This window comes from Paenarthrobacter sp. FR1, from assembly GCF_051106045.1.
GTDB classification, from domain to species: Bacteria; Actinomycetota; Actinomycetes; order Actinomycetales; family Micrococcaceae; genus Arthrobacter; species Arthrobacter nitroguajacolicus_A.
Genome location: NZ_JBPFSF010000009.1, coordinates 40,286 through 65,667, shown reverse-complemented (window position 1 = coordinate 65,667; position 25,382 = coordinate 40,286). Strand labels below are relative to the sequence as shown.

The 25,382-nt window shown below is 63.2% G+C and carries 26 protein-coding genes; 15 read left to right on the top strand and 11 right to left on the bottom strand.

Annotation, left to right across the window (positions count from 1 at the left end):
* Positions 1-14: 14 nt before the first annotated feature.
* From ACR30Z_RS16850 to ACR30Z_RS16840, 3 genes are all read left to right on the top strand, one after another.
* Positions 15-1,271: an aminopeptidase P family protein gene (locus tag ACR30Z_RS16850; RefSeq protein ID WP_144652896.1), complete on the top strand. Its 1,257-nt coding sequence runs from the start codon at positions 15-17 to the stop codon at positions 1,269-1,271.
* A gap of 86 nt (positions 1,272-1,357) precedes the next feature.
* Positions 1,358-2,173, top strand: a complete 816-nt coding sequence (locus ACR30Z_RS16845) for an IclR family transcriptional regulator (RefSeq protein WP_434373711.1) — start codon at positions 1,358-1,360, stop codon at positions 2,171-2,173.
* A gap of 216 nt (positions 2,174-2,389) precedes the next feature.
* A complete protein-coding gene (locus ACR30Z_RS16840; RefSeq protein WP_434373709.1) occupies positions 2,390-4,438 on the top strand; it encodes a glycosyl hydrolase family 28 protein in 2,049 nt (682 codons plus the stop codon).
* A 144-nt stretch (positions 4,439-4,582) separates the two neighbouring features.
* On the opposite strand, the gene ACR30Z_RS16835 is transcribed toward ACR30Z_RS16840, so the two are convergent.
* A complete protein-coding gene (locus tag ACR30Z_RS16835; protein WP_144652893.1) occupies positions 4,583-5,062 on the bottom strand; it encodes a DUF4383 domain-containing protein in 480 nt (159 codons plus the stop codon).
* A gap of 155 nt (positions 5,063-5,217) precedes the next feature.
* On the opposite strand from ACR30Z_RS16835, the gene ACR30Z_RS16830 reads away from it, so the two are divergent.
* The 3 genes from ACR30Z_RS16830 (at position 5,218) to ACR30Z_RS16820 (ending at position 7,115) form a co-directional block, all read left to right on the top strand.
* The gene (locus ACR30Z_RS16830; protein ID WP_434373707.1) at positions 5,218-6,189 is read left to right on the top strand and encodes a hypothetical protein; all 972 of its coding nucleotides are present in this window, start codon (positions 5,218-5,220) and stop codon (positions 6,187-6,189) included.
* 96 nt (positions 6,190-6,285) lie between these two features.
* A complete protein-coding gene (locus ACR30Z_RS16825) occupies positions 6,286-6,651 on the top strand; it encodes an ArsR/SmtB family transcription factor (RefSeq protein WP_144652891.1) in 366 nt (121 codons plus the stop codon).
* A complete protein-coding gene (locus ACR30Z_RS16820) occupies positions 6,648-7,115 on the top strand; it encodes an SRPBCC family protein (RefSeq protein ID WP_434373704.1) in 468 nt (155 codons plus the stop codon). The genes ACR30Z_RS16825 and ACR30Z_RS16820 overlap by 4 nt, the downstream gene beginning before the upstream one ends.
* On the opposite strand, the gene ACR30Z_RS16815 is transcribed toward ACR30Z_RS16820, so the two are convergent.
* Entirely contained in the window at positions 7,112-7,768 is a 657-nt protein-coding gene (locus tag ACR30Z_RS16815; RefSeq protein ID WP_144652889.1) for a LysE family translocator, read from the bottom strand. The genes ACR30Z_RS16820 and ACR30Z_RS16815 overlap by 4 nt on opposite strands.
* A gap of 102 nt (positions 7,769-7,870) precedes the next feature.
* On the opposite strand from ACR30Z_RS16815, the gene ACR30Z_RS16810 reads away from it, so the two are divergent.
* Complete coding sequence (locus ACR30Z_RS16810; RefSeq protein ID WP_144652888.1) at positions 7,871-8,326, top strand: Lrp/AsnC family transcriptional regulator; 456 nt, start codon at positions 7,871-7,873, stop codon at positions 8,324-8,326.
* Here the strand turns inward: ACR30Z_RS16810 and ACR30Z_RS16805 are convergent.
* On the bottom strand, positions 8,323-8,790 hold the full coding sequence (locus ACR30Z_RS16805; protein WP_434373887.1) for an Lrp/AsnC family transcriptional regulator: 468 nt from the start codon (positions 8,788-8,790) through the stop codon (positions 8,323-8,325). The two genes, ACR30Z_RS16810 and ACR30Z_RS16805, sit on opposite strands and share 4 nt — an antisense overlap.
* A 349-nt stretch (positions 8,791-9,139) precedes the next feature.
* On the opposite strand from ACR30Z_RS16805, the gene gluQRS reads away from it, so the two are divergent.
* Positions 9,140-10,027: a tRNA glutamyl-Q(34) synthetase GluQRS gene (gene gluQRS, locus ACR30Z_RS16800; protein ID WP_434373701.1), complete on the top strand. Its 888-nt coding sequence runs from the start codon at positions 9,140-9,142 to the stop codon at positions 10,025-10,027.
* Positions 10,028-10,063: 36 nt separating this feature from the next.
* Here gluQRS and ACR30Z_RS16795 read toward each other — a convergent pair whose 3' ends face one another.
* Entirely contained in the window at positions 10,064-10,675 is a 612-nt protein-coding gene (locus tag ACR30Z_RS16795) for a TetR/AcrR family transcriptional regulator (RefSeq protein WP_434373699.1), read from the bottom strand.
* A 97-nt stretch (positions 10,676-10,772) separates the two neighbouring features.
* On the opposite strand from ACR30Z_RS16795, the gene ACR30Z_RS16790 reads away from it, so the two are divergent.
* Positions 10,773-11,564: an SDR family NAD(P)-dependent oxidoreductase gene (locus tag ACR30Z_RS16790; protein ID WP_434373697.1), complete on the top strand. Its 792-nt coding sequence runs from the start codon at positions 10,773-10,775 to the stop codon at positions 11,562-11,564.
* Between the two features lie 83 nt (positions 11,565-11,647).
* Positions 11,648-12,184 carry an HD domain-containing protein gene (locus ACR30Z_RS16785; protein ID WP_144652884.1) on the top strand — a complete coding sequence of 179 codons (537 nt, stop codon included), beginning with the start codon at positions 11,648-11,650 and terminating at the stop codon, positions 12,182-12,184.
* Between the two features lie 10 nt (positions 12,185-12,194).
* Here the strand turns inward: ACR30Z_RS16785 and ACR30Z_RS16780 are convergent, their stop codons facing one another.
* The 4 genes from ACR30Z_RS16780 to ACR30Z_RS16765 all read right to left on the bottom strand — a co-directional run bounded on the left by ACR30Z_RS16780 (position 12,195) and on the right by ACR30Z_RS16765 (position 16,638).
* Complete coding sequence (locus ACR30Z_RS16780) at positions 12,195-13,439, bottom strand: low temperature requirement protein A (protein WP_434373695.1); 1,245 nt, start codon at positions 13,437-13,439, stop codon at positions 12,195-12,197.
* Positions 13,440-13,554: 115 nt separating this feature from the next.
* Positions 13,555-14,853 (bottom strand): ATP-binding protein, encoded by a 1,299-nt coding sequence (locus ACR30Z_RS16775; RefSeq protein WP_434373694.1) that lies wholly within the window; start codon positions 14,851-14,853, stop codon positions 13,555-13,557.
* Between the two features lie 99 nt (positions 14,854-14,952).
* The gene (locus ACR30Z_RS16770) at positions 14,953-15,714 is read right to left on the bottom strand and encodes an SDR family NAD(P)-dependent oxidoreductase (protein ID WP_434373692.1); all 762 of its coding nucleotides are present in this window, start codon (positions 15,712-15,714) and stop codon (positions 14,953-14,955) included.
* A 3-nt stretch (positions 15,715-15,717) separates the two neighbouring features.
* Positions 15,718-16,638 carry a fumarylacetoacetate hydrolase family protein gene (locus tag ACR30Z_RS16765; protein WP_434373690.1) on the bottom strand — a complete coding sequence of 307 codons (921 nt, stop codon included), beginning with the start codon at positions 16,636-16,638 and terminating at the stop codon, positions 15,718-15,720.
* Positions 16,639-16,779: 141 nt separating this feature from the next.
* On the opposite strand from ACR30Z_RS16765, the gene ACR30Z_RS16760 reads away from it, so the two are divergent.
* Genes ACR30Z_RS16760 through ACR30Z_RS16740 form a run of 5 tightly spaced genes read left to right on the top strand, consistent with a single transcriptional unit; the run spans position 16,780 to position 21,486 of the window.
* A complete protein-coding gene (locus tag ACR30Z_RS16760) occupies positions 16,780-18,084 on the top strand; it encodes an L-fuconate dehydratase (protein ID WP_434373688.1) in 1,305 nt (434 codons plus the stop codon).
* Positions 18,081-19,376, top strand: coding sequence for an alpha-L-fucosidase (locus ACR30Z_RS16755; RefSeq protein WP_434373686.1), 1,296 nt, complete (start codon positions 18,081-18,083; stop codon positions 19,374-19,376). The genes ACR30Z_RS16760 and ACR30Z_RS16755 overlap by 4 nt, the downstream gene beginning before the upstream one ends.
* Complete coding sequence (locus tag ACR30Z_RS16750; protein WP_434373684.1) at positions 19,369-19,683, top strand: L-rhamnose mutarotase; 315 nt, start codon at positions 19,369-19,371, stop codon at positions 19,681-19,683. Before ACR30Z_RS16755 ends, ACR30Z_RS16750 begins: the two co-directional genes overlap by 8 nt.
* Positions 19,680-20,618 (top strand): aldo/keto reductase, encoded by a 939-nt coding sequence (locus ACR30Z_RS16745; RefSeq protein WP_434373682.1) that lies wholly within the window; start codon positions 19,680-19,682, stop codon positions 20,616-20,618. Before ACR30Z_RS16750 ends, ACR30Z_RS16745 begins: the two co-directional genes overlap by 4 nt.
* Positions 20,611-21,486 carry an amidohydrolase family protein gene (locus ACR30Z_RS16740; protein WP_434373680.1) on the top strand — a complete coding sequence of 292 codons (876 nt, stop codon included), beginning with the start codon at positions 20,611-20,613 and terminating at the stop codon, positions 21,484-21,486. The genes ACR30Z_RS16745 and ACR30Z_RS16740 overlap by 8 nt, the downstream gene beginning before the upstream one ends.
* On the opposite strand, the gene ACR30Z_RS16735 is transcribed toward ACR30Z_RS16740, so the two are convergent.
* The 3 genes from ACR30Z_RS16735 to aspA form a co-directional block, all read right to left on the bottom strand.
* The gene (locus ACR30Z_RS16735; protein ID WP_434373678.1) at positions 21,487-22,158 is read right to left on the bottom strand and encodes a FadR/GntR family transcriptional regulator; all 672 of its coding nucleotides are present in this window, start codon (positions 22,156-22,158) and stop codon (positions 21,487-21,489) included.
* A 144-nt stretch (positions 22,159-22,302) separates the two neighbouring features.
* Positions 22,303-23,811: an amino acid permease gene (locus ACR30Z_RS16730; protein WP_144652873.1), complete on the bottom strand. Its 1,509-nt coding sequence runs from the start codon at positions 23,809-23,811 to the stop codon at positions 22,303-22,305.
* Positions 23,812-23,955: 144 nt separating this feature from the next.
* Positions 23,956-25,371, bottom strand: a complete 1,416-nt coding sequence (aspA, locus tag ACR30Z_RS16725) for an aspartate ammonia-lyase (RefSeq protein WP_434373676.1) — start codon at positions 25,369-25,371, stop codon at positions 23,956-23,958.
* Between the last annotated feature and the right edge of the window lie 11 nt (positions 25,372-25,382).

Genomic DNA, 25,382 nt, shown 5'->3' with positions numbered 1-25,382 from the left:
TGAAAGGAACCACCATGACCATCACCCAGAACGAGTCCGTCAACGATGTCGCCAAACTCGAGCGCACCAAGGTCCTCAACAATGGCGGGAAAGTCTCGCTGACCTTCTCCGACGCTGAATTCGAGCGCCGCCTCGCAGGCCTTCGCCGGATCATGGCCGAGAAGGACCTCGACGCCGTCATCCTCACCAGCTACCACTCCATCAAGTACTACTCCGATTTCCTCTTCACCTACTTCGGCCGGTCCTACGGCATGGTGGTCACCAAGGATGACACGGTCACCATTACGGCAAATATCGACGCCGGTATGCCTTGGCGCCGCAGCTACGGCGACAACCTGGTGTACACGGACTGGCGCAGGGACAACTACATCTACGCCATCCAGGAAGTCCTGCGGGCCCGCGGCATCAACCCGCGCCGCATCGGCGTCGAGGATGACTCGCTGCCCTTGGACAATCGGAACAAGATCCAGGCCGCGTTCTCCGGCGCGACGCTGGTGGACGTTGCGCAGTCGGCCATGCGCCAGCGCATGATCAAGTCCGACGAAGAGATCGCTGTCATCAAACACGGCGCGCGCATCGGTGACTTGGGCGGCGAAGCCATCCGTAACGCGATCACTGCAGGTATCACGGAGTACGAGGTTGCCCTGATCGGCACCGAGGCCATGGTCCACGAGATTGCCCGGACCTTTCCGGACTCGGAAATCCGCGATACCTGGGTGTGGTTCCAGTCGGGCATCAACACCGACGGCGCCCACAACTGGGCCACCACCCGCAAGATCCAGGAACACGACATCCTGTCCCTGAACTGCTTCCCGATGACCAGCGGCTACTACACCGCCCTGGAGCGCACCCTGTTCTACGGCGAACCGGACGCCCGCTCACTGGAACTGTGGAACGTCAACGTTGAGGTCCACAAGCGCGGCCTTGAACTCATCAAGCCCGGCGCTGTCTGCAAGGACATCGCTGCGGAGCTCAACGAGATCTACATCAGCCACGGCCTCCTGGCGAACCGGACCTTCGGCTACGGCCACTCGTTCGGTGTGCTTAGCCACTACTACGGACGTGAAGCCGGGCTGGAGCTGCGCGAGGACATCGACACGGTCCTCGAGCCCGGCATGGTGGTTTCGATGGAGCCCATGATCACTGTGCTGGACGGCCAGCCGGGTGCCGGCGGATACCGCGAGCACGACATCCTGGTGGTAGGCGAAGACGGCGCGGAGAACATCACCAAGTTCCCGTTCGGCCCCGAGTACAACATCATCGGAGCCTAGGTGGAACGGCCGGCGGGCGCAGTGCACGGCGTCCGCCGGCCCCGGTTCGGAACTTCCGGACGGCCCCGGCGAAATATAGTGATCCCATGACTCCCACGGAAACCAGCGAGACTCCTGACGGCAACAACGCTAACGGCGACAGCAAGAGTACGTCCGTCATCGTCAACGCCATCGCGGTGCTGAGGAGCTTTACGGCAGACGAGCCGCTCCTGGGAGTCACCGAAATCGCGGGCCGGATCGGCCTGCACAAGAGTACGGTTTCGCGCATCCTGGCCACGCTGGAGCAGGAAAACCTGGTAGAGCGCGACGTCGATTCGCGCAGGTTCCGCTTGGGGTTGGGGATGATCGCGATGGCGGGCCCCCTCCTGGCGGAACTCGAAGAGCGACGCGTGGCCTACCCTGTCCTGCGGGAGTTGACCGAACGCACGGGCGAGACGAGCGCCCTCATGGTGTGGAACGGCGTCGAGTCAATGTGTGTGGAGCAGATTCCCAGCCGCCACCAGGTGAAACACCTGGCCCCGCTCGGAGCCCGCTACAACGAGGCGTTGAGTTCTTCGGTGCAGGTGTTCCTCGCCAACGAAGACAAGGACAGGGTGCGGAACCTGCTGCGCAGTGGTTCCATCACCCTGCCGGGACTGGACGAGGCTTCTGTGGAAAGTTACCTGGCTCGGCTTGGGGAAGCCGCAAAGCGGGGCTGGGCCGCCAACTTTGGCGAAACCTCCATCGAAGAGGTGGGGGTTGCTTCGCCGGTCTACGACCACAGGGGTGACATCGTGGCCTCCGTCTTGATTCCTGCCCCTAAATTCCGGGTCTCACAGGACACCTTGGCCAGCCTCGGCGAAGCCTGCGCCGCAGCGGCGGCAAAGGTCACCACGCGCCTGGGTGGCCGCTCCCCGCGGTAGGCGCCCATCCGCCGTCGAGATGGCAGTTGATGACAATCCGCCGCTCCCGGACTGTCATTAAGTGCCACGTCGGCGCGGATCAAAGTGCTTGACCCCGCCCTCAAACCTTCCTAGGGTGTTCTGAGAAAGCGTTTTCTTACCGTTTCTCAACCATTCCCGGAGAGCCTGAGCCTCCAAGTACTGGGGCACGCCGTTGTGCCCCGGGAAGGATCATCCATGCGATCGACCCGAAGAAAACCGGAAATACGCCGAAGCGTGGGAGGCCTCGCGCTTGCAGCAGTGATGGGGTTAGGTTGCGTCGTGGCCGCGGGCCCGCCAGCCACTGGGGCTCCCGCAGGCAAGACAGACAGCCCGGCGTGTTGCAGCTCCAGCATCCAGCTTGATTCAGGCACCGGCAGGGCGCCACAAAACCTTTGTGTCCCTTCGCAAGCCACCGGCAGTGACAAGACTCTGCTGGTGTGGAACAAGCCGGACCTTTACGACGACGTCGTGGACTACCGCGTCTACATGAACGGCAGGGCGTTGGGAACCGCGGAGGAGAACGCGCGGATCTTCTCGCCGGCCCAGGAGTACGTGGACGCGTTCCGGGCCGCCGACAAGGATGGATTCCACATCCGGACCGTGGCCCATAACTTCACGGTGACCGGCCTGTCTCCGCGCACCAGCTACCAGTTCACTGTCACCGCTGTGAGGAAAGACGGGACTGAATCTGCGGCGAGTGCGCCGATCACCGTGACCACCACCCCGTCACGGCACAAAGTCACCATCACCAATCCCGCGTACAAGGCGGTGGGCGATGGAAAGACCCTCAACACCAAAGCAATCCAGAAGGCCATTGACACCTGTCGAACACCGGGCTGCACCGTGGTGGTTCCTGCAGGCACCTTCACAACGGGGGCACTTTTCCTCCACTCGGACATGACCCTGGAACTCCAGGAGGGCGCACGTCTGCTCGGCTCCGACCAGGCGGAGGACTACCCCTTGGACAAGGGCTATTACCTCTACCCGGTACCTGAGCCCCTCCCCGCCGAGGCCGAATACCGGAACTACCGCCGGCCGCCGTCGCTCCTTAATGTCCTTCCGGAGGACAACGGCCGCTCGACGGCGGGGCGCGAGCCAGGCGCTGCGGCCAGCAATGTCCGCATCGTCGGCAAAGGCGTGGTGGACGGAAATGGCTGGAAGCGGACGGCCGGGGGGTCGATAACTGACGAAGCGGGCAACGAACTTCCCCAATACGCAGCAAGTTCCGCCGGAAAAGTATTGGACGATGGCTTGTTGGCGGCCGAGCAGTTCCGTAATGCGAAGGAGAATCCGGACTTCCTCACCGGCGTGGTCAACAAGCCTGAAACGCTGGAGGATTCTGTTCTCTACGGCCAGTACCGGTCAAGCCTTATGACGTTCATGGGCGTGGAGAACCTGTACATCGAGGGAGTCACCGCGGACAACCCGGCCTTCCATGGCGTGATGATCCTGGACAGCCGGAACACCACTGTGAACGCCATGCGCCACACCACCTACAACGCCAACAATGGTGACGGCCTGGAGTTTGGCGGGACCAGCAACGGGATTGTGCTCAACAACTTCTTTGACACTGGCGATGACCAGGTCAATTTCGCGGCCGGCCAAGGCAAGTACGGAGCCCAGGGGAGGCCCAGCGAGGACGTCTGGATCTTCAACAACTACATGCGCATGGGCCACGGGGGAGTCGCTGTCGGTTCGAACACGGCAGCCTGGGTGCAGCGGGTCCTCGCTGAGGACAACGTCATGTACAAAGTTGAAACCGGCGGCCTCCGGATGAAAAGTACCTCGGACATGGCGGGAGGCGGCCGGGACTTCCTGTTCCGCGATACTGCGATGGCGTGCATGGGCAGCAGCGCGTTCATCATGTCCCTCAGCTATAACCAGTCACCGTCCGGGTATGTCGCCGCCGAATCGGCCACCTTCAAGGACGTGGTGGTCCGGAACGTTTCCGTGGACGGCAACAACTCGCCCACCTGCGGCATGGCTGTATCCGACAGCAAACCGGTGATCGATATCCAGGCAGGGCCGTCCCTCGGCGAAGGAACGGCCAGCCTCAGTGCCTTCACTTTCCAGGATGTGGTGTTCCGGAACGTGAACCCCGCCAGCATCAAGGGCCTGCAGGATTCCACGTTTGACGGCGTGACGTTCCAGAGTGTGCGGAACAACGCCAATCCCTGGCGCCTGGACCAGTACTCGACGGGAAACACGTTCACGGATGTTCGTCCCATGCCGGCTGCCCAGTAGCGCCCAGTAGCGCCTGGCGCTGCCGAGGTGGCAATTAATGACAGTCACGGGCGCAAACATTGTCATCAACTGGCATCTCGGGACACGAAAAGGCGGCCGTCCCCGGGAAGGGGTCGGCCGCCGTCGTTGGTTAATCCACGGGTGCTACATGTTCCTCCGCGCCGTGGGTGATTCGTCCATGGCATCCCTGCCCAGCCAAGCGCCCAAACCGATCATGGCAACGCCAAGGATCAGGTGCAGCCAGTTATCAGCGGTGTTAAACGGGACGAAGTTGGCGCCCGTTTCCTGGTTGATGACCAGGCCATAGATCCAAAGAACGATGTACACAGCGCCGCCGCCCAAGAGGAACAGGCGGGCCATGCGTGCGTTCCTTGCCATGGCCAAGCCGGCCACGCCAAACAGCAGGTGAACGATGTTGTGGAGTATGGACACTTGGAAGACTCCAAGCAGCATGGCGCCGGATTCATGTCCCGCGAAGGTCATGGCGCCGTAATTGGTGGTGATTCCCGGAATGAAGCCCAGGATGCCTACCAGCAGAAATACAATGCCAACGCCCATGGCGGTGTTGCGAAGTGTCAACCCCATCATGTGGTGGTGTTCGGCGGGGTGCGAAGCGGTGGTCATCAGTCCTCCCTTTCACGCGGTTATCCGGCTCTTCTCATGGAGAGCCGACCTGCGGCAAGGGGTGTGGCAAAACCTTGCCGACGCCGCCATAATACTCCTGAAATGCCTCCGATAGCAGGGGATGAGCCCAGTTCAGGGCCGGTTAGCATGGTTTTATGAGCCAACCCCCGAATGGCCGATTGCACACGATCTTCCATGACACGCGGGATTTCACGCCTTTCCGCGAGGGTTATGTCCGGACGCCCGTGCGCGGATTGGCGGACGGCATGAATGAGGTGCTTTCCGGTGTCCTTGGCGGCCGTGACCATGCCAGGCTGTCCGTGGTGGGGAATGTTCCGCGGTTGAAGATGTTGTCGTCCAAGCCCGCCAAGGCCATGCACGAAGCGGTTTTTACCTCTACGGAACCTGATTCCCTGCTGGCGTTCGGCCGGATGAACCCCGGGTGGGCCGGCTTGTGCCACGTGATGGCAGGCCTGCTGGCGTACAAACACGGCGGGTTCTTGAGGGCTTCCGAGCTGCTGCAGCGCGGTTTAACAACAAGGATCGACGACGACGCCAGCCAGTTCTCGGCGATCTACCTTGGGCAGGTGGTCACTCGGGTTGAGGTCACCGAACGCATAGAGGTTCCGGTTCTGTTCAGCGAGGAGTCGGTGTTCCTTGCCCTGGCCCACTGCCTTCGGGAGATGGGTATGACGGAGTCGGCGCTGGAAGCGGTGGTGGGGTTGCCGCCGTCGTTGCCCTCAGCTTTAGCGCGTTGCACGGCGGCGTATTCGCTGGACCGTCACCGGGACGTGGTGCTGTGGACCGAAGGGCTGTTAAACACCGACGACCTCTCGGCTGCCTTGTTGCTGATCCGGGCGCGGTCCCAGCGCGCACGTGGTGATTTCGAGTCGGCCCAAGTTGCGTTGAAGGAAGTACTCCGACGCCGGAAGACCAACCTGGCGTTGAAGAATGATGCCCTCACCGACCGGGCGCTCCTTGCGTTGGATCAAGGCCGGCGCACGCTGACGCCGCGGTCCAAGCGCCCGGCCCCTCCCGCGGAGCTCGAGACGATGGAAGTCATCCGCAAGGACGCTGAGATGCGCCGGTTGTGGGAGAACGATTTCAGGCAACTGGGCGGCGAGTAAGGGGACCATTGTGCTCTTCTGCAGGAAGGCGTAACGTTGTAATCAACCAAATCATTGATAAACGATTCGGTTGATTACGAAAGGATTTACGCGGCGATGGAACAAGATGCTCTCGACAAGGCCTTCATGGCCTTGGCCGATCCGGTGCGGCGGGCCATGGTTGCCCGGCTTTCCCGCGGAGACGCCACTGTCAACGAGCTCGCAGAACCATTCACCATCACCAAACAGGCAGTTTCCAAGCACATTCAGGTGCTGGAGCACGCGGGGCTCGTGACGCGTTCCCGTGATGCGCAGCGCAGGCCGGTTCACCTGGACGCGGCAGCCCTGGAGCACCTGACGGCCTGGATTGACCAATACCGATTGATCGCCGAATCGCGTTACCGGCAGCTCGACCAACTGCTGGGCGCAGGCACTGAAGAACCGCATGAGAAACCAGCAAAGAAGAAAGAGGAACTGAAATGAGCAATCCAACAACAATCACCGCTGACGATGGCGTCCCGTTCGTTGACACAGTCCGCGAATTCGATGCCCCAGTCAGTGCAGTTTTCAAGGCCCATGTGGATCCCGACCTGCTGGCCAAGTGGCTGGGCCCACGCAGTACGGTCACCAAAGTCACCGAATACAACGCGACCACCGGCGGCAGTTGGCATTACGAGAGCGGAGATGACAGCGGAATGTATGGCTTCCGCGGCATTTTCCACACCGTGGATGCTGATGCGCTGATCATCATGACGTTCGAATTCGATGGCGCCCCGAACCAGATTGGCCTCAGCACCACCACGTTTGAGGAAGTGGACGGCCGCACCCGCATCGTTGCCCACGAGGTCTACCCCTCGGTTGAAGCGCGGGATATGGCGCTGGCCACCGGGATGAACTACGGCGTGGTGGAAGGCTACGAGCGCCTGGACGAGCTGCTGGCGGCCTAGGTGCTTGCCGCAGAAATCTGCGGAAGAAGCGGAAGGAGTTGCTCCGACAGCAGCACTGCCCCCAGCCCGATCATGATGATTCCGCTGACCAGTGTCACTACCTTGGCGGCACCCGGCCTGGAAGCCAACAATTTCCGGGAGGTCAGGGCGACCGCCGTGTAGACGGTACCGGCGAGTATCACGAAGGTCAGGCCCAGCAGGCCTGACTGCAGCGGAACGGGGAGTGCTGCTTCCGGACTCACGAACTGCGGAACCAGCGCTACAAAGAACAGCAAGCCTTTGGGGTTGATGCCGCTGGTTCCCATACCTTGAAAGAACGTGCGGACTTGATTGCCGGAATGCACGACGGCGTCTTCCGCGCTGAAGCTGGCACCTCGCCAGGAGCGGATGGTGCCGATGCCGAGCCACAGCAGGTAGGCAGCGCCGGCAATTGTCAGCCAGCCCAGAAGTCCCGGGACTCCTGCCAGGAGGGCGGCCAGCCCCGCAACCATCAGCAGCGTATGGACCACGTAGCCGCTGCACAGGCCCGCAACCGCCGGTACGAAACTGCGCTGACGAAGACCAGCTGAAATGGAGTAGGCCCAGTCGACGCCGGGGGTGCACGCCAAGGTGACGGCTACAAGAATGAAGGCGAGGAACAGTTGCGGATTCACGGGTCTCTCCGGGGTTAGGGGGTAAGAAAACTCTAGGGAAAATTTGCCCATAAGTGTTCCCTCATTTAGCCCTCGCGCACTGATTCTCGGTAAGATATTTGCGTGATTGATGGAATCGATAGAAGTATTTTGCGCCACCTCGCAGAAGATGGTCGAATGACTGCCACGGCTCTCGCTGCAAAGGTGGGTTTGACTGTGGCTCCTTGCCACCGTCGGCTCCGCGATCTGGAGTCCTCGGGTGTGATCCGTGGCTACCGGGCCGACATCGATCCTGCCGCGGTGGGGCTGGGTTTCGAGGCGATCGTTTTCGTCACCCTCCGGCAGGTGGAGCGCACCATCATGGCGGACTTCGAGGAGCGTGTGACAGCGAGTCCCAACATCGTGGAGGCCCAGCGGCTCTTCGGCTCCCCGGACTACCTGCTGAAGGTCATCGCCGCGGACCTGCCTGCCTACCAGCGTTTCTATGATGACGAACTCGCGGCCCTGCCAGCTGTCGAGCGCCTGACCTCAACGCTGGTGATGAAGAATCTGAAAACCAACATCGGACCGCCGGTCTAGGGCTGGCTGTCTTCCAGCAGGCCCGTTGTCCTGTAGGGGATCACTTCGCGGAGAAACATGCTGGTTGATGTGCGCACAATTCCAGGGCACAGCCGGATTTCCTCGGAGACGCGGTAGAGATCATCCGGGCTCCTGGCCACAACCCTGATGATGAGGTCGGTGTCACCGGCAGGCGCATGGCATTCGAGGACTTCGGGGATGTCCCGAAGTGCTGCGATGGCCTCATTCAAATGGCTTTGGTCGAGCTCCGCGCTGACTGCCGCAGCCACCCCGCGACCCAGCGTCGTGGGCAGGACCCGGCTGCTGTTGGCGCGCAAGGCTCCGGATGCCGTCATCCGTTCAAGGCGCGATTGCACGGTGCCGCGCGCGAGGTGCAGCTTCTGGGCCAACACCATGATGGGGACCCTGGGATCCTCGTCCAGCGCGGCGAGGATGCGTCGGTCTGTGGCGTCGAGTTCCTGCAAAGTGACCACTTCCTGTCTGGTTTTTCGGTTGGTACTGGTCAGATCGACCAAGTTTTTCCTCGTCCATTGCACCTACTGTATGTCTCCTGTTGAAATGGTGACAACGAAGCAGGGCGAGGCTACCGCCGGATCCCGCAGGCACCAGGCACCCGGCACACCACCCGGAACCCTGCAGAGGTTTCCCGCAAGGAAACAGCCGCTGATTGACTCTTGTTCACAGCATTGTCATTCTGCACCCGCCCGTCGTCAGGGCGGCACAAAGTAAGAGCCCCTGAGCCACCGGATCGTTGCGGTAGCTGAGGGGCTCTTGCGTTGCCCTGCCCCGGGCGGGGACACATAGGCTTGGGGCATGACTTCCGCTGGCCGCTTCGCCCCGAGCCCTTCCGGTGAACTCCACGTTGGGAACCTGCGGACTGCCATCCTGGCCTGGTTGTTCGCGAAGTCGAGCAGCCGCAACTTCCTGCTTCGCGTCGAGGACCTGGACCGCGCCCGGTCAGGCGCGGAAGCGGAGCAGCTCCGCGATTTGCAAGCCGTCGGTGTTAACTGGGACGCCGCCGTCGTTCGCCAGACTGAGCGCGCGGCGCTCTATGACGACGCGATTGCCCGCCTGACCGCTGAGGGCCGTACCTACGAATGCTTCTGCACGCGGCGGGAAATCCAGGAGGCGCCGTCCGCACCGCATGCGCCGCAGGGCGCGTACCCGGGGACGTGCCTGCGGTTGTCCCACGCCGAACGCGAGATCCGCAGGGCGTCGCGTCCCGCGTCGATCCGCCTTCGCTCGGACACCGCTGAGTGGGCTGTTGAGGACCAGTTGCACGGCACCTTTGTGGGGATGGTGGACGACTTCGTGCTGCGTCGCAATGACGGCGTCACCGCTTACAACCTCGCCGTCGTCGTGGATGATGCCGCCCAAGGGATCGACCAGGTAGTGCGAGGTGACGACCTTCTTCCTTCCACGCCGCGGCAAGCGTATCTGGCAACGCTCTTGGGCCTGCCGGCCCCGGAATACGCCCACGTTCCGCTGGTGGTGAATCACGACGGCGCGAGGCTGGCCAAGCGCGACGGCGCGGTCACGCTGGGCGACCTCGCCGCCGTCGGAATTCCAGCGCAACGCGTGCGGGACCTGATCCTTGAGTCGCTGGGGCTGCCCACAGGAACCTTGCGGGATGCGCTGTCGGAATTCGATCCGAAGAAGCTGCCCAAGACACCCTGGGTGTGGAAAAATCCCCGGGCATAAGCAGCCCACCAAGTCGGCTGTCTGGATGCTGTCGGCTTAGCTGAGCTGCGCGGCGGGAACGCCGGCGGCCATGCCTGCCCAGAGTGTGTCGGTGGTGGCAGCCACGACGTCCTCCACGGTGGTTCCGTCCAAGTGTTTGCCCGCGGCCAGAACGGCAGCGCCGTGGAGGCTCACGAAGCACACCATGGCAAGTGTTTCCGGGTCGCCGGCAGCCAGGTCACCTGCCTCCTGGGCCTCGGTGATCATGGCCTGGGCTACCTGTATCCCTTGTTCGCCTGTGCTTCGCAGCTCGGCGCTGGAGTCAGGGTGATGCTTGGTGGAGTACATCACGGACAGGAGCGCCGGGTGGGCTACAGCGAAGTCAACGTACGCCTGCGCTACGCCGACGAATCGGCCGCGGAGGTGGTCTCCCGATTGGGCGGCGCCGTGGATGCGACGGTTCATCGACTCAAAGCCAGCCAACGCCAAGGCGTCAATCAGGGCTTGTTTGTCGCGGAAGTGCTTGGCAGGAGCGCCATGGCTGACGTTCACATCCCGGGCAAGCTGACGCAGGGAGAGGCCGTCCACGCCAGCTTCTTCGATGGTTTCCATGGCGCGCTCCAGCAGGGCCTCGCGGAGCTTGCCGTGGTGGTAAGGCTGGTCGGTCATGGGCCAAGTCTAGGCCAATGTAGCCATTGACAACAAAGTAGACACTGCCTACCATGTTGACAGCGACTACATCAGATTCCCAATGATTGGACATGCCATGACAATGACTTACTCCGGGACCACTGCTCTCATCACCGGCGCCAGCTCCGGGCTCGGTGCCGAGTTCGCCAGTCAACTCGCAGCCCGCGGCTCCCACCTGGTCCTGGTGGCCCGCCGCGCAGACCGCTTGGAAGAAGTCGCCCAGGGCCTGCGTTCCAAGCACGGCATCAATGTGACCGTCCTGCCGATGGACCTGGGGCGTCCAGGCGTTGGCCGCGAGCTTCTCAGCGAACTGAGCAGCCGCGACATCACCGTGGACACTCTGATCAATAATGCGGGCTTCGGCACCCACTCTGCCTTCGTGGACGAGGATCCGGAGGGCATTGCCTCTGAGATCTCCCTCAACGTTGCTGCTTTGGTGGACATCACCCGCGCTTTTCTTCCCGGCATGTTGTCCTCCGCGAAGGGCGCCCTGGTGAACGTTGCCAGCACGGCCGCCTTCCAGCCCATTCCGGGGATGGCCGTGTACGGTGCCACCAAGGCTTTTGTCCTGAGTTTCACGGAGGCCGTTGCCCACGAGACCAAGGACTCCGGACTCAACGTCCTCGCTCTTTGCCCCGGAGCGACGCGCACCGAGTTCTTCGACGTTTTGGGCAGCCAGTCCGCTGCGGTCGGCCGGATGCAGACCTCGGCGCAGGTTGTAGGAACGGCCATCAAGGCGCTCGATCGCAAGGGAACGCCAGGCAGCGTGGTCTCCGGCTGGGTCAACCGGGTGGCGGCAGGCTTCGCGCAGCGCCTGCCCAGGGCCGTCACCGTCGCCATTGCCGCAAGGGCCGTGCAGGACTGGTAACCCAGGTGTTCCCTGTCCGGGGAAGCCGATAGCCTGAAGGCAGGACCGATCACTGTCGGCACCTCACCAATCCGGAGGCCAACATGACCGAACCACGATTCACCGTAGAGACAGCCCAAGTCCTGGCAGAGGTGGCCCACAACCGGCAGAAGGACAAACTCAAGCGACCCTACAGGGAGCACGTTCTGGCCGTGGGTGATGCCCTCGCCGACTTCGACGACGACATCCAGATCGCGGGCTACCTGCACGACATCGCAGAGGACACGCCCATCACCCGGCAGGCCCTGCTGGACATGGGGGTCTCGGAGCGGGCCCTTGCCATTATCGAGCGCGTCACCCGCCGCTTTCACGACGATCCCGAGGATTACGACGCCGGCATCCGTTACGTCGCCGAGGACCACGACGCCACGTTGGTGAAGATCGCGGACAACGCGCACAACTCACTTCCCGAGAGGGTCCAGGCGCTCGCCGAAAAATGGCCGGACAAGCCGCCGACAACCCGCTACGCCGACGCCCGTCCGGTCCTGTACACGGCCGTGCCCAGGGAAGAGGTCCGGATGATCCTGCAACGGATCAATCCGCATCTGCTTGCCGAGCTGGACGAGATCGTTCCGGAGTAGTCGCGTGGAGCTAGCCGGCGGCGGTTTCCAGTCGTCGGAGCGCTGCTGCCCGGCCTTTGTGTCCGCGTCGCTCATCGTAAGCAATGGACAACCCCAGGACCACCATCATTTCCAGCATGCACAGAGGGACGGACGCGCCTGCTGCGGCCATGGCGATACTTGCACCCAATCCCAGGACCACCAACGCCGAGCTCCAGAGCAGTTCCCGGTCCGGGCCGAGCATGATGCTGTAAAGGGTGGTGAGCGAGACCTTGAACAGGATGATCGGTATGGCGATGGAAGCCACTGCACCTGCAGCGGAAATGTGCGCTTCGTGGTCGATGAAGTAGGCAGCGATATGAAGGCCGGCGCCGGTGGCCGCGATGGCCGCGAAGACTAAAATGTGTCCGTAGCCGAAGATCCAGGAGCGGTGCCGTTGGAAATGGAGTGCAGGCCCTGAAGGCAGGATGAAGTAGATCCACCACATGGCGAAGGCCAGCCCGGTTCCGCTGAACCCCACCAAAGCAGCGTCCAGGGTCCAGCCGTGCAGGGCCACGATCGCCCGCAGGGTCTCAATGGCTCCGATCAAGCACTCGCCCAGCGCAATGATGGCCAGGAGCCCGTACCTTTCGGCGATGTGATGTGCATGCCACGGGGTGCGGATCTTGCGCTCGGCGAAGTAGGGAGTGGCCATCTCCAGGACGAACAACGGGGCCGCCATGAGGAACGTGGTGAGGACATCCGTCTCGATGACCAGGGCGATGACCCAGCCCACCTGCACGATCGCCAGGTACTTCGCGTACCGGAGGCAGGTCTCGCGGCGTTCGGGATCCTGCCGGGCGGCGCGCAGCCACTGGAAGATCAGTGCGACGCGCATGATGATGTAGCCAATAAGGATGGCCACATTGTTGACGTGGTCCCCTTCCACGATCGAGTGGAACATCGGCTCAATGCCCATGGCCAGGATCAGCACACCCACCATCTGGACCATGGTGACTACACGGAACACCCAGTCATCGGTGTCGTAGGCGCTGGCGAACCAGGTGAAGTTGATCCATGCCCAGATGACGGCGAACATGGCGAAGCCGAAGCCCAGAAGGCCGGCTCCCACATGGGCTTCAGCCACGGCGTGGGCGAACTGGCTGCCGGCAACACCGAACGCAATGACGAACGTCAGGTCGAAGAACAGCTCCAATGGGGTGGCTGTGCGGTGCTTCTCATGGGGATCGCGGCCGCCCATGCGTGAAAGGGCATGGCGAAGGGGATTCGTGGACATGGCTCAAAGATTACCGGCTCGCATTGGATCCACGCCGAGATCGCGGGAATGCGTCCATCTCGCCGGATAGGCACGGCGATCCTGCAGCATTCCGGCGATCTCGCGGCCAGAAGCCCTACACGCGGCCCAGCACGTCGATGTCCTCAAGGAAGTCCTGGTGCACCTCGGCGCTCACCGTTGTCCGGGTATCAGCGATCGCGTCAAGGTAATCCTGGGTGATCGGCCCCTTGCGTCCGTTGGTCGCAAGACCGGAGCCCTCGTCGTCGTATACAGCTTTTTCCAGGGCCCGCTGGGAGGCACTGCGCGCCGCGAACTCGATGTCGGCGGGGGAGAAGCCCTCCGTCCGCTCCACCAGCTGGGCGATGTCCACGGTGTCCACCACGGTGGAGGGAATGAAGCGCTGCCACATGGCTTCGCGGGCGTGGACATCCGGGAGGCCGATGGGGATGACGTAATCGAAGCGGCCGTGACGCAGGAACGCGGTGTCCAGCGCGCGGATGAAGTTGGTGGCGCAGACCAGCAACCGGCCGGGCTGTTCGCGGAAGGCCGGAATGATCTTGAGGAGCTCGTTGGTGACGCCCTGCAACGGCGATGGCGGATCCCCGGCACGCTGTGACGCGATCTCCTCCACCTCGTCGATGAACACCACGGCGTGCTCCAGCTCGGCGATTTCCAGGAAGGTCTCGCGCAAGGCCCCCGCCAAGCCCTTGGGATCCGAGGCCAGGCGGGAGGGGAAGACCTCAACAAACGGCCATTCCAAACGGGACGCAATGGCTTTGGCGAAGGTGGTCTTGCCCGTGCCCGGAGGGCCAAACAGCACCACTGCCCGCGGAGGGACCACACCGTATTCGTCGGCGAGGTCGGCCTCGGCCAGGGGAAGGACCAAGCGGCGCTCCAGCAGCTCCTTCTCGCGGCGCATGCCTGCCACGTTCTCCCAAAGATCCCGTGCCAGGATCCGCCCGCCCAGCAGCCCCAACGCGCCGAGCTCCTGGCGCTGCACGGGAATGGTCCGCTCGAAATACCGCAGGTTCTTCTTGACCACGAAGCCGCGGCCCAGGAATGCCTCCACCCGGGTCTCGGTTTCCGGCATGAGGGCGGACAACTTGTTGAGGCCGTGCGGAGCCATGCGGTTCTCGACGGCGGACAGCAGCGAGGTGCCGATGCCGCGGCCCCGGAACTCGGTCAGCGTGGCCAAGAAGACGATCCAGCCCTGGTCATGTGCCGCGCGACCGACGGCAGCACCCACCACCTGCTCACCCTGCACCGCCACCACCGCGTGGTCCTTCTCGCAGGACGCAAGGACCTCGGACAACGCGTAGACGGGCTCGACGCCGTCGGCCTTGAGTGACTCCCAAAGGTGCAGGATGCCGTCCAGGTCGGACGAGTGGAAGTCCCTGATGCGCCAGTTGCTCATGGCCGTGTCTCCTTGGTGGATCGCCGTTGATTCCTTGGAGTTGAGCATAGGCGAACACTGACGGCAGGACGTTGCGGGACAGTTGCGTTACGCAGCCCCCTACTGAACCGGCCTCAACCGCAAGCCCTGCATGCCGCCGTCGACCGCCAGGGAGGTTCCCGACGTCGAGCCTGACAGTGGGCTCGCAAGGTAGGCAACGGCGCCGGCTACCTCGACGGGGTCCACCATCCGACCGTGTGGCTGGCGGGCGTTGAGGGCCGCGCGCTCGCCGGCGGGGTCGGCGGCGGAGTCCAGCAGCCGGCCCACCCATGGAGTGTCTACGGTGCCGGGGTTCACGCAATTCACCCGGATGCCCTCACGGACGTGGTCCGCCGCCATGGCCAGCGTCAGCGACAGGACCGCACCCTTCGACGCCGAATAGAGTGCCCGCTGAGGGAGCCCTGCCGTTGCCGCGATGGAGCAGGTGTTCACGATCGCGGCCGCTGGAGACTGTCGCAGATAGGGCAGGGACGCACGGCTGACGCGGGCGATGCCCACCACGTTGATGTTGAGGACACGGAGCCATTCGTCGTCGTCGTTCGCGGTGATGTCGCCTTGGGCGCCGATTCCGGCATTGTTGATCACGATGTCCAGGCGGCCGAATTGGTTTACAACGGTCTCGACGCCGGCACGCACCGAGGCGTCGTCGGCTACGTTGCACTGCACGCCGAAGTGCGGACTGCTTTCGGGTGCGAGGTCCAGGACCGCTACCTGTGCCCCGCCGGCTGCGAGGCGGTCGGCGATGGCCGCCCCGATGCCGGACGCGCCGCCGGTCACGAGGGCTGCGAGGCCGTCGAAATCGTTGCCCACCGAGGGTGCCATGCCTTAGGCGTGGGTGCCGGCGAGGGAGACGGCCTGTGCAGCGCCAGCCTGTGCTGCGTTGGTTTGGAAGTACTCTTGGCGCTGGCGTCCCAGTCCCTCGATTTCCAGTTCCACCACGTCGCCAGGCTGGATGAACGGGAAGCGGCCGGACAAAGCCACGCCCTCGGGGGTGCCGGTGATGATCACGTCACCGGGCTCGAGAACCATGTACTGGCTGAGGTGGTGCACGATCGTGGCGGGCTCGAAGATCATGTCCGAGGTGTTGGAGTCCTGCCGTGGTTCGCCGTTGACCAAGGTTTGGAGGCGGAGGTTGCCGGCATCAATGTCGTTGGCTGGAACCAGCCACGGACCCAAGGGAGTGGAACCGGGCAGCGATTTGCCCTTGGTCCACTGTCCTGCAGCGCCGGGAATCTGGTACTCGCGCTCGGAGAGATCGTTGGCCACCGCGTAGCCGGCAATGCAGGCCGCCGCCTCTGTAACGGTGGAAAGGTATGACGCTTCCTGGCCAATGACGATGGCCAGTTCCACTTCCCAGTCGTACTTTGTGGACGACGGCGGGATGGGAGCGGCATCGAAGGGGCCACTGATGGTGTTGGTCGGCTTCAGGAAGACAACAGGAACCTCGGGCGGCGTGGCGCCGGATTCGGCGGCGTGCGCGGTGTAGTTGAGGCCGATGGCCACCACGGCGCCCGGGCGGGCGACTGGTGCGCCAATGCGGAGGCCTTCCGGAGAGATTTCCGGAAGTTCCCCCTTGTTCAGGGCTTCACGGGTGCGTTCGATGCCGTCCGAGGCGAGGAAACCGCCGTCGATGTCGTTGGTCAGGGCCGTAAGGCTGAAGTACTTCTCGGTACCGTCGGCGTCCTGGGCAATGACGGCCGGTTGTTCGTTTCCGGCCGTACCCAGCCTGGCGAATTTCAAGGTCATGGCTTCCTCCGTGCGTTCGGGACTAACATCCGAGCTCTAGTGTGCTGTTTTCCCCCATAATACGGAAATGTGACCCATTGACAAGGCAGACATCGGATGTTTAGGCTCGGTGAAGAATCATGACGCACTTTCAGGAGCCGTATGAGCATCATTACCGCGGTGGATACATTCGATATCCGCTTCCCAACATCCTTGGAACTGGACGGCTCGGATGCCATGAATCCGGACCCCGACTACTCAGCCGCCTACCTCATCATTCGCACGGACGCCGGTGACGGCCTTGAAGGCCACGGCTTCGTGTTCACCATCGGACGCGGCAACGAGGTGGAAACGGCTGCGCTCAATGCTTTGCGCGGCCACATTCTTGGGCAGGACGTTGACTCGTTGCTCGGCGACATGGGCGCGACGTGGAAACTTTTAACCCACGATTCCCAACTCCGTTGGCTGGGGCCCGAGAAGGGCGTCATGCATATGGCCATCGGTGCGGTAATCAACGCGCTGTGGGACCTGAAGGCGAAGCGTGCCGGGTTGCCCCTGTGGGAGTTGCTCGCTGGGATGACCCCGGAAGAGCTCGTGGCTCTGGTTGACTTCCGCTACCTCACCGACGCCCTCACTCCCCAAGACGCACTGGCCATTCTTCGCGCCGCCGAACCCGGCAAGGAAGCGCGAAAAGCCGCACTTCGTGCCGAAGGCTACCCCGCGTACACCACGACGCCGGGCTGGCTGGGTTACAGCGACGAGAAACTGACACGGCTGGCCAAGGAGGCCGTGGCTGACGGGTTCGGGCAGATCAAGTTGAAGGTGGGGGCATCCTTGGAGGACGATATCCGCCGTGTCAGGGCTGCCCGGGCTGCTGTCGGACCCGATATCAGGATTGCCGTCGACGCCAATCAGCGCTGGGACGTCCAGGATGCCATCGAGTGGATGGCCCACCTCGCCCCCTTCGACATCGCCTGGATCGAGGAGCCCACCAGCCCGGACGACATTTTGGGCCACGCTGCGATCGCCCGTGGAGTGGCGCCAATTCCCGTGGCCACCGGGGAACACGTCCAGAACCGGGTGGTGTTCAAGCAGATGCTGCAGGCCGACGCGCTCCAGATCCTGCAGATCGACGCCGCCCGCGTGGCAGGGGTGAACGAGAATATCGCCATCCTGCTCCTCGCTGCCAAGTTCGGCGTGCCCGTATGCCCGCATGCCGGTGGCGTGGGCCTGTGCGAGGCGGTGCAGCACCTGTCCATGTTCGACTTCATCGCCGTATCCGGGACCAAAGAAAACAGGACCATTGAGTTCGTGGACCACCTCCACGAACACTTCGTCACTCCCGTGGACGTCCACGACGGCGTGTACTGGCCGCCGTCCGCTCCTGGAGCCGGCAACGAAATGTACCGTGAAACACTGGCCGCCTACAGCTTTCCGGACGGCCCGGTATGGAAGGAAACCCGTTGATCCAGCATGCACCTTGGTTCGAAGAAGCACGCTTTGGAATGTTCGTGCACTGGGGCCTCTACGCGCTCCCGGCACGCCATGAGTGGGTGATGAACCGGGAAGAGACCACTGTTGAGGAGTACTCCCAGTACTTCCGGCGCTTTGACCCTGATCTCTACGACCCCCGCGAGTGGGCACGTGCCGCGCGCCAAGCCGGCATGAAGTATGTGGTCCTCACTACCAAGCACCACGACGGCTTCTGCCTGTGGGACTCGGCATTGACGGACTACAAAGCCACCAACACGCTCGCCGGCCGTGACCTGATCGCACCGTACGTGCAGGCACTCCGGGCCGAGGGGCTGAAGGTCGGTTTCTACCACTCGCTCATCGACTGGCACCACCCGGACTTCACCATCGACGGCGTACATCCGCAACGCAACGCGGCCGACGTCGAAAGTTTAAACAGCGGACGGGACATGGCCCGCTACCGGGACTACCTGCATGGCCAGGTGCGTGAGCTCCTGAGCAACTACGGCACCATCGACTACCTGTTTTTCGACTTCTCCTACGCCGGGCTCGGCCACGAAGAGGAATTCTGGGGTGGCAAGGGCCGAAAGGACTGGGACTCGGAAGCGCTGCTCGCCATGGTGCGGGAGCTGCAGCCGGGCATCGTCGTCAACGACCGCTTGGACATCCCGGGAGATTTCGTTACGCCCGAGCAGTACCAGCCCGCCGGCCCCATGATGCTCGACGGCGTGCCTGTCACCTGGGAGGCCTGCCAGACCCTGAACGGCAGCTGGGGGTACGACCGGGACAACCTGAACTACAAGTCCGTGGACCTGCTCCTCCGGATGCTGGTGGACGGCGTGTCCAAGGGCGGCAACCTGCTGCTCAACGTTGGCCCCACCGGCAGGGGCAGCATTGATCCCCGGGCCTTGCATTCGCTGGAGGGCATCGGCGAATGGATGAAGCTGCACTCACGGGCCATCTACGGTGCGGGGGCTTCAGCCTTCACTGCCCCGGCTGACGCGCGCTACACCCAGCGTGGCGACCGGCTGTATGTACACCTGTTCGCGTGGCCGTTCGAGTACGTCCATCTCCCGGAGCTGGCGGGCAAAGTGGAGTACGCCCAGCTGCTGAACGATGCGTCAGAGGTGTTCCTCAAGGAGGTGGATCCCGCGCAGCAGGCCATGAACATGACCCCGGGCGGCCAACCTCCTGGAACGCTCACCATCAAGCTGCCGGTGCAGCGGCCGGACGTCGCCGTGCCTGTGCTGGAACTGTTCCTTAAGCCGGAGGACACCGATGACTGAAAGCATCGCCCTCCACACCCGCCTCAAGCCGGGAGCCGAAGAGGAATACGCCGACGCCCACGCGCACATTCCCCCTGAACTGGTTACGGCCCTCAAAGAAGCCGGGGTCAAGAACTGGCGGATCTGGCGCAGCGGGCTGGACCTCTTCCACGTGGTGGACGTCGAGGACTACCAGTCCATGCGGCACGCGCTCGCCGATCACCCGGCCAACGTCCCGTGGCAAGCCCGAATGGCTGAACTTTTGGCGGTCCAGGACGATTACTCGGGGGAGGACGCGGGTATTCAGAAAGTATGGGAACTGCCATGAACTCACTCGATCTCGGCAAGCTCGGCTTCGGCGGAGCGGGCATTGGAAACTTGTATCGGGCCATCCCGGACGGTGAAGCCCTCGCTACAGTACTGGCCGCCTGGGATGCGGGCATCCGCTACTTTGACACCGCGCCGCACTACGGCCTGGGTCTGTCCGAGCAAAGGCTTGGAGCCGTTCTCCGGGACAAACCACGGAACGAATTCATCATTTCCACCAAGGTGGGCCGACTATTGGAACCTAACTCCTCCGGCGGCCAGGATCCCGAGGGTTTCGATGTTCCGGCCACCACCCGCCGGGTGTGGGACTTCTCCGAGGCAGGGATTCGACGCAGCATCGAGGACTCCCTTGAAAGGCTCGGACTGGACCACGTGGACATCGCCTACCTGCACGACGCTGATGTCCACGATCTCCAGGCCGGAATCTCCCAGGGTCTCCCAGCATTGGAGAAGTTGCGCGACGAAGGGGTAGTGCGGGCCATTGGAGTTGGGCTCAACTCAGCGGAAGCCGCCCTCGAATGTGTCGAAGCCGCGGACCTGGACCTTGTGATGCTCGCCGGCCGTTACACGCTGCTGGAGCAGCCCAGCGTCCCGCTGCTTGAGCGCTGTGTGGAGCGCCGCACCGGCGTCGTCAACGTGGGCGCCTACAACTCGGGTTTGCTGGCCCGGCCGGAAGTCCCCGACGACGCGCATTACAACTACAACCAAGCGCCGCCGACCGTCCTGGCGCGAGCGCGCCGGCTTGCGGCAGTGTGCCGCGACTTTGGCGTTGACCTTCCGACGGCGGCCCTGCAGTTCCCGCTACGGCATCCGGCCGTGGTGAACGTGACCGTAGGGGCGACTTCTCCTGAACAGGTGGTCACTAATGCGGCCCGGATGGGAGCGCCTGTGCCGGAAGAGTTGTGGGCGGCTTTGGAGGCCACGCGGCGTGATTGATACGCACCTGCACCTGTGGACGCTGGACACGTTCGTAACCGGCGGTCCGCGCCACTACTCGTGGCTCGGACCGCAGCACGGCGAACTTTTCCGCAGCTTCGGCGAAGACGAGGCCCATGAGACGTTGGATGCCGCCGGCGTCACGGGAGCTGTGCTGGTCCAGGCTGATGACACTGTTGCCGACACCGAGAGCATGTTGGCTGTGGCGGAACGCAATCCATGGGTGCTCGGCGTAGTGGGCTGGGTCCGGATGGACACCCCGGACCAAGCTGCAGAACAGTTGGACCGATTTTCCACCCATTCCTCTTTCAAGGGCGTGCGGCACCTGGTTCACGACGATCCTCGGGACGACTTCCTGGACCTCCCCGCCGTCCGTGAGTCGTTGGCGCTGGTGGCGCAACGCGGGCTCGCTTTCGATGTTCCGGACGCGTTTCCGCGGCATCTGGGCGCGGTCGCCCGGCTTGCCCGGGACGTTCCGCAACTGACCGTGGTACTGGACCACCTTGGGAAACCACCGCTCGCCGACGTTGTCGCGATGGATGCGTGGCGCAGTGACTTCAAGGCCCTCGGCCGGGAGCCGAATGCGGTGGCCAAGCTCTCCGGACTGCACCTTCCGGGTGTTGAGTACACTGCGGATTCCTTACGTCCGCTGTTCGAAGAAGCGCTGGCGGCCTTCGGTCCGGGGCGGTTGATGATCGGCGGGGACTGGCCGGTCAGCACCCTCGGGGCGCCCTACGGCCGGACGCTCGATGTGATGCTGGAACTGGTCTCCTCGCTAAGCCCAGCCGAGCAGGATGCGGTGCTGGAGGAGACGGCGATCCGCACGTACAAGCTCGACGGTGCCCCTCTTAGCCAGACCGCCGTCTAGCTAGAGCGCCTGCCGCAGCCAGTTCTCCACGCCGCTGATGTGCACGGTCACGAGGGCCCGCACCAGTTCCGCGTCGCCACGCTCCAAAGCGTCAGCGATGGCCCGGTGCTCCGCCAAGGTGTGCGCCACGGCCTTTTCCTGCGTCAACCCACGCCAGATGCGGGCCCTCACGGTGCTGCTCGAAAGGGCTTCCAAGAGGCTTCCCAGGTAGTCGTTGCCTGCGGCTTCGGTGATGATGCTGTGGAACTCAAGGTCATGGGCAACCAGTTCCTCCACGTCCGTGTTCTCGTCAATGCCGTCCATGGTGCTCCGAAGCGCCAAGAGCTCATCCGGAGTAATTTTGCTGGCCGCCAAGTGGGCCGTAGCGGGCTCCAGGATTCGTCGGACCTCAAAGAGCTCAAGAATGGAGCGGTCTTGGTGCAGGTCAACCACGAACGCCACTGCCTCGTTGAGGAGTTTGGCATCGAGGCTGGTCACGTAGGTCCCATCGCCGCGGCGGACGTCCAGCACGCGAATCAGTTCCAGCGCCTTCACGGCTTCGCGCAGCGAACTCCGTGAGAGACCAAGCCGCTCGCTCAGTTCCTTTTCCGGCGGAAGTCGGTCGCCGGCCTTGAGTTCCCCGCGGATCAGCATGTCTTTGATCTTGCTGATCGCCTCGTCTGTGACAGCCATGGACCAATAGTAGCCACGATTGATCGGATGTCTGCTGATGTCGCGTCCTCCCCCTGTTTGGGGGCGTTAACCAACGACGGCGGCACCCAAGTTCCGCTGCTACGGAACCCGAGTGCCGCCGTCGGGCGCTTATGGGTACTGCTGCTATTTATCGCTGCCAGGCAGCGGGCGGTTGGCGATCACCGGGGCGCTGCCCGTGTAGCCGTCGCGGGTGGCAGCAAGCTCATGGATCTGCTTGCGGCACAGGAACCAGCCCCAGACCATGAGTCCACAAGCTACGGCAGTGACCAACATGGTGAGGGGAGACTCGATGAACACCATGACCAGGACACTTGCCAGGAAGATCAAGGACAGCCAGCCCGTGTACGGGGCACCGAACAGGCGGAAGGAGGGACGCTTCAACCAGCCTTTGTCGGACCAGCGTTTGAGCTGCATCTGGCACAGGACGATGGTTGCCCACGTGACGATGATGCCCACGGAAGCGACGTTCAGAACGATCTCGAACGCCTCGGAGGGAACCAGGTAGTTCAGGGGGACACCCAGCAGCGAGACACCGGCAGTGATGGCGATGCCACCGTACGGCACACCTGCCTTGTTCATGCGCTGGGCGAACTTCGGAGCCGAACCGGCCACGGACATGGATCGCAGGATACGGCCGGTGGAGTAGAGGCCGGCGTTCAATGACGACAGGGCTGCGGTGAGGACCACGAGGTTCATGATGACGTCCACGCCTTCCACGCCGATGGAACCGAAGAACGTCACGAAGGGGCTGACACCCTTCTCGTAGGACGTGTACGGGAGCAGCAGTGCAAGCAGGATGACGGAGCCGACGTAGAAGACCGCGATGCGGAAGACCACGGAGTTGATGGCCTTGGGCATGATCTTCTCCGGGTTGGGAGTCTCACCCGCCGCGGTGCCCACGAGTTCGATCGAGGCGTAAGCGAACAGCACACCCTGCATGAGGATGATCATCGGAAGGATGCCGTTCGGGAACACGCCGCCGTTGTCCGAGATGAGGCTGAAGCCAACTTCCTGGCCATCAACCGGGGTGCCGAAGATGACGAAGTAGGTGCCCACCAGAAGGAAGGCCACCAGCGCGGCCACCTTGATCAGCGCGAACCAGAACTCCATCTCGCCGAAGACCTTCACGGATACCAAGTTGAGGCAGAGCACTACCACCAAGGCAATGAGCGCCCAGGCCCACTGCGGCACGGCTCCCATCCAGGGAATGTATTTGCCGAAGAAGTTCATGTAGAGCGCGGCCGCGGTGATGTCCACGATGGTGGTGGTGGCCCAGTTGATCCAGTAGAACCACCCCGAAACGAAGGCAGCCTTCTCGCCGTAGAACTCACGGGCGTAGGAAACGAAGGAACCCGAGGAGGGGCGGTGGAGCACAAGTTCACCGAGGGCGCGGAGGATCAAGAACGCGAAGAAGCCGCACACTGCGTAGGCGATGACGAGGGACGGGCCAGCCGCGTTGAGCCGACCGCCGGCGCCCAGGAACAGGCCGGTGCCGATGGCGCCGCCGATCGCGATCATTTGGATCTGGCGGGGCTTGAGGTCCTTGTGGTAGCCGGAGTCCTCCTTGTGGAGGGCTTTCTCGCTGGCGTGCGCTTGGGCCGGGACCGTGTGGTCCGTGATGGGATTGGTCATTGGAATCCTTAGGAGTGTCCTGTTGGGGGTGTCCTGGGCGCGTCCGGTCGGGGATCCGGGCACGCAAGACAACGCCTCGTGGCGGTATGCCTCATCGGGCGGGACGGCTGGCTGAAGCCGCTGGGCTTAGTGGTCAGTTTCGACCTATTTGCTGAGATTTGCCAGACGTTCGGGGCTGAGGAGTTCTTCAAGCTGGGCTGCGGTCAGCAGGCCATGTTCCAGAACGAGCTCTGCCACACCCTTGCCCGTTGCCAGCGCCTCCTGGGCGATAGCGGTGGCGGAGGCGTAACCGATATGGGGGTTCAATGCCGTGACGAGACCGATCGACTGCTCCACGGTAAGCCGTAGCCGTTCGGTGTTTGCGGTGATGCCCCGGACGCAGCGTGCCGTAAGGGTGCGGCACGCTGCTTCCAGGTGGGAGATGCTCTTGTGCAGGCTGTGCACAATGATCGGTTCGAAGGCGTTCAGCTGGAGCTGGCCCGCCTCCGCGGCCATGGTGACGGTGACATCGTTGCCGATGACTTCGTACGCCACCTGGCTGACCACTTCCGGGATCACCGGATTGATCTTGCCGGGCATGATCGACGAACCGGACTGCACCGCCGGAAGGTTGATCTCACCCAAACCCGCACGCGGTCCGGAGGACAGCAGGCGGAGGTCGTTACAAATCTTGGAGAGCTTCACCGCGACGCGCTTCAGCACACCGGACAAGTGAACGAACGCGCCCACATCCTGGGTGGCCTCAATGAGGTCCGCGGCGGTGAGCAGGGGGAGGCCGGTAATTTCAGCCAGATGGCGGCACGCGGCTTCCGCGTAGCCGGCCGGGGCGTTCAAACCAGTGCCGATGGCGGTGGCACCCAGGTTGATCTCGTGGATCAGCATGTGGGACTCGTCCAGGCGTGCCCGGTCCTCGCCGATGGTCACGGCGTAGCCACCGAACTCCTGGCCCAGCGTCATGGGAACCGCGTCCTGCAGCTGGGTACGGCCCATCTTCACGACGGTCCGGAACTCCCGGCCCTTCTCGGCGAACGCCAGCTCCAGTTCTTCCAGGGCTTCCAGGAGCTCCTTCACGGAGAAGATCGTGGCGAGGTTCACCGCCGTCGGGTAGACGTCGTTGGTGGACTGGCTCAGGTTGACGTGGTCATTCGGGTGCAGCTTGGAGTAGTCGCCCTTGGGGTGGCCCAGGATCTCCAACGCGCGGTTGGCGATGACCTCGTTGGCGTTCATGTTGGAGCTGGTGCCGGCGCCGCCCTGGATTACGTCCACCATGAACTGGTCCTGCAGCATGCCGTCCATGATGTCCTGGCAGGCCTGCTCGATGGCACTGGCCCGTTCGGCATCCAAGAGGCCGAGTTCATGGTTGGTACGGGCGGCAGCCTGCTTTACCGCGGCCAAGCCCCGGACCAAGTGCTTATTGGTGGAGAGCGGCTGCCCGGTGATGGGGAAGTTCTCGATTGCGCGGAGCGTGTGGACGCCCCAGTAGGCATCCGCGGGGACATTACGGTCGCCCAAGAGGTCGTGTTCGGAACGGAGGGGGATCGCCTGATCGACGGTGGTCATAGCTGTCCTTG

What these genes read in the sequence shown, in the direction of transcription:
- ACR30Z_RS16775 (WP_434373694.1), bottom strand. Translation starts at nt 14,853, where the DNA reads ATGAGCAACTGGCGCATCAGGGACTTCCACTCGTCCGACCTGGACGGC.
- ACR30Z_RS16790 (WP_434373697.1), top strand. Translation starts at nt 10,773, where the DNA reads ATGACAATGACTTACTCCGGGACCACTGCTCTCATCACCGGCGCCAGC.
- ACR30Z_RS16760 (WP_434373688.1), top strand. Translation starts at nt 16,780, where the DNA reads ATGAGCATCATTACCGCGGTGGATACATTCGATATCCGCTTCCCAACA.
- ACR30Z_RS16830 (WP_434373707.1), top strand. Translation starts at nt 5,218, where the DNA reads ATGAGCCAACCCCCGAATGGCCGATTGCACACGATCTTCCATGACACG.
- ACR30Z_RS16835 (WP_144652893.1), bottom strand. Translation starts at nt 5,062, where the DNA reads ATGACCACCGCTTCGCACCCCGCCGAACACCACCACATGATGGGGTTG.
- aspA (WP_434373676.1), bottom strand. Translation starts at nt 25,371, where the DNA reads ATGACCACCGTCGATCAGGCGATCCCCCTCCGTTCCGAACACGACCTC.
- ACR30Z_RS16840 (WP_434373709.1), top strand. Translation starts at nt 2,390, where the DNA reads ATGCGATCGACCCGAAGAAAACCGGAAATACGCCGAAGCGTGGGAGGC.
- ACR30Z_RS16770 (WP_434373692.1), bottom strand. Translation starts at nt 15,714, where the DNA reads ATGGCACCCTCGGTGGGCAACGATTTCGACGGCCTCGCAGCCCTCGTG.
- ACR30Z_RS16730 (WP_144652873.1), bottom strand. Translation starts at nt 23,811, where the DNA reads ATGACCAATCCCATCACGGACCACACGGTCCCGGCCCAAGCGCACGCC.
- ACR30Z_RS16820 (WP_434373704.1), top strand. Translation starts at nt 6,648, where the DNA reads ATGAGCAATCCAACAACAATCACCGCTGACGATGGCGTCCCGTTCGTT.
- ACR30Z_RS16795 (WP_434373699.1), bottom strand. Translation starts at nt 10,675, where the DNA reads ATGACCGACCAGCCTTACCACCACGGCAAGCTCCGCGAGGCCCTGCTG.
- gluQRS (WP_434373701.1), top strand. Translation starts at nt 9,140, where the DNA reads ATGACTTCCGCTGGCCGCTTCGCCCCGAGCCCTTCCGGTGAACTCCAC.
- ACR30Z_RS16750 (WP_434373684.1), top strand. Translation starts at nt 19,369, where the DNA reads ATGACTGAAAGCATCGCCCTCCACACCCGCCTCAAGCCGGGAGCCGAA.
- ACR30Z_RS16780 (WP_434373695.1), bottom strand. Translation starts at nt 13,439, where the DNA reads ATGTCCACGAATCCCCTTCGCCATGCCCTTTCACGCATGGGCGGCCGC.
- ACR30Z_RS16785 (WP_144652884.1), top strand. Translation starts at nt 11,648, where the DNA reads ATGACCGAACCACGATTCACCGTAGAGACAGCCCAAGTCCTGGCAGAG.
- ACR30Z_RS16745 (WP_434373682.1), top strand. Translation starts at nt 19,680, where the DNA reads ATGAACTCACTCGATCTCGGCAAGCTCGGCTTCGGCGGAGCGGGCATT.
- ACR30Z_RS16845 (WP_434373711.1), top strand. Translation starts at nt 1,358, where the DNA reads ATGACTCCCACGGAAACCAGCGAGACTCCTGACGGCAACAACGCTAAC.
- ACR30Z_RS16850 (WP_144652896.1), top strand. Translation starts at nt 15, where the DNA reads ATGACCATCACCCAGAACGAGTCCGTCAACGATGTCGCCAAACTCGAG.
- ACR30Z_RS16825 (WP_144652891.1), top strand. Translation starts at nt 6,286, where the DNA reads ATGGAACAAGATGCTCTCGACAAGGCCTTCATGGCCTTGGCCGATCCG.
- ACR30Z_RS16765 (WP_434373690.1), bottom strand. Translation starts at nt 16,638, where the DNA reads ATGACCTTGAAATTCGCCAGGCTGGGTACGGCCGGAAACGAACAACCG.
- ACR30Z_RS16735 (WP_434373678.1), bottom strand. Translation starts at nt 22,158, where the DNA reads ATGGCTGTCACAGACGAGGCGATCAGCAAGATCAAAGACATGCTGATC.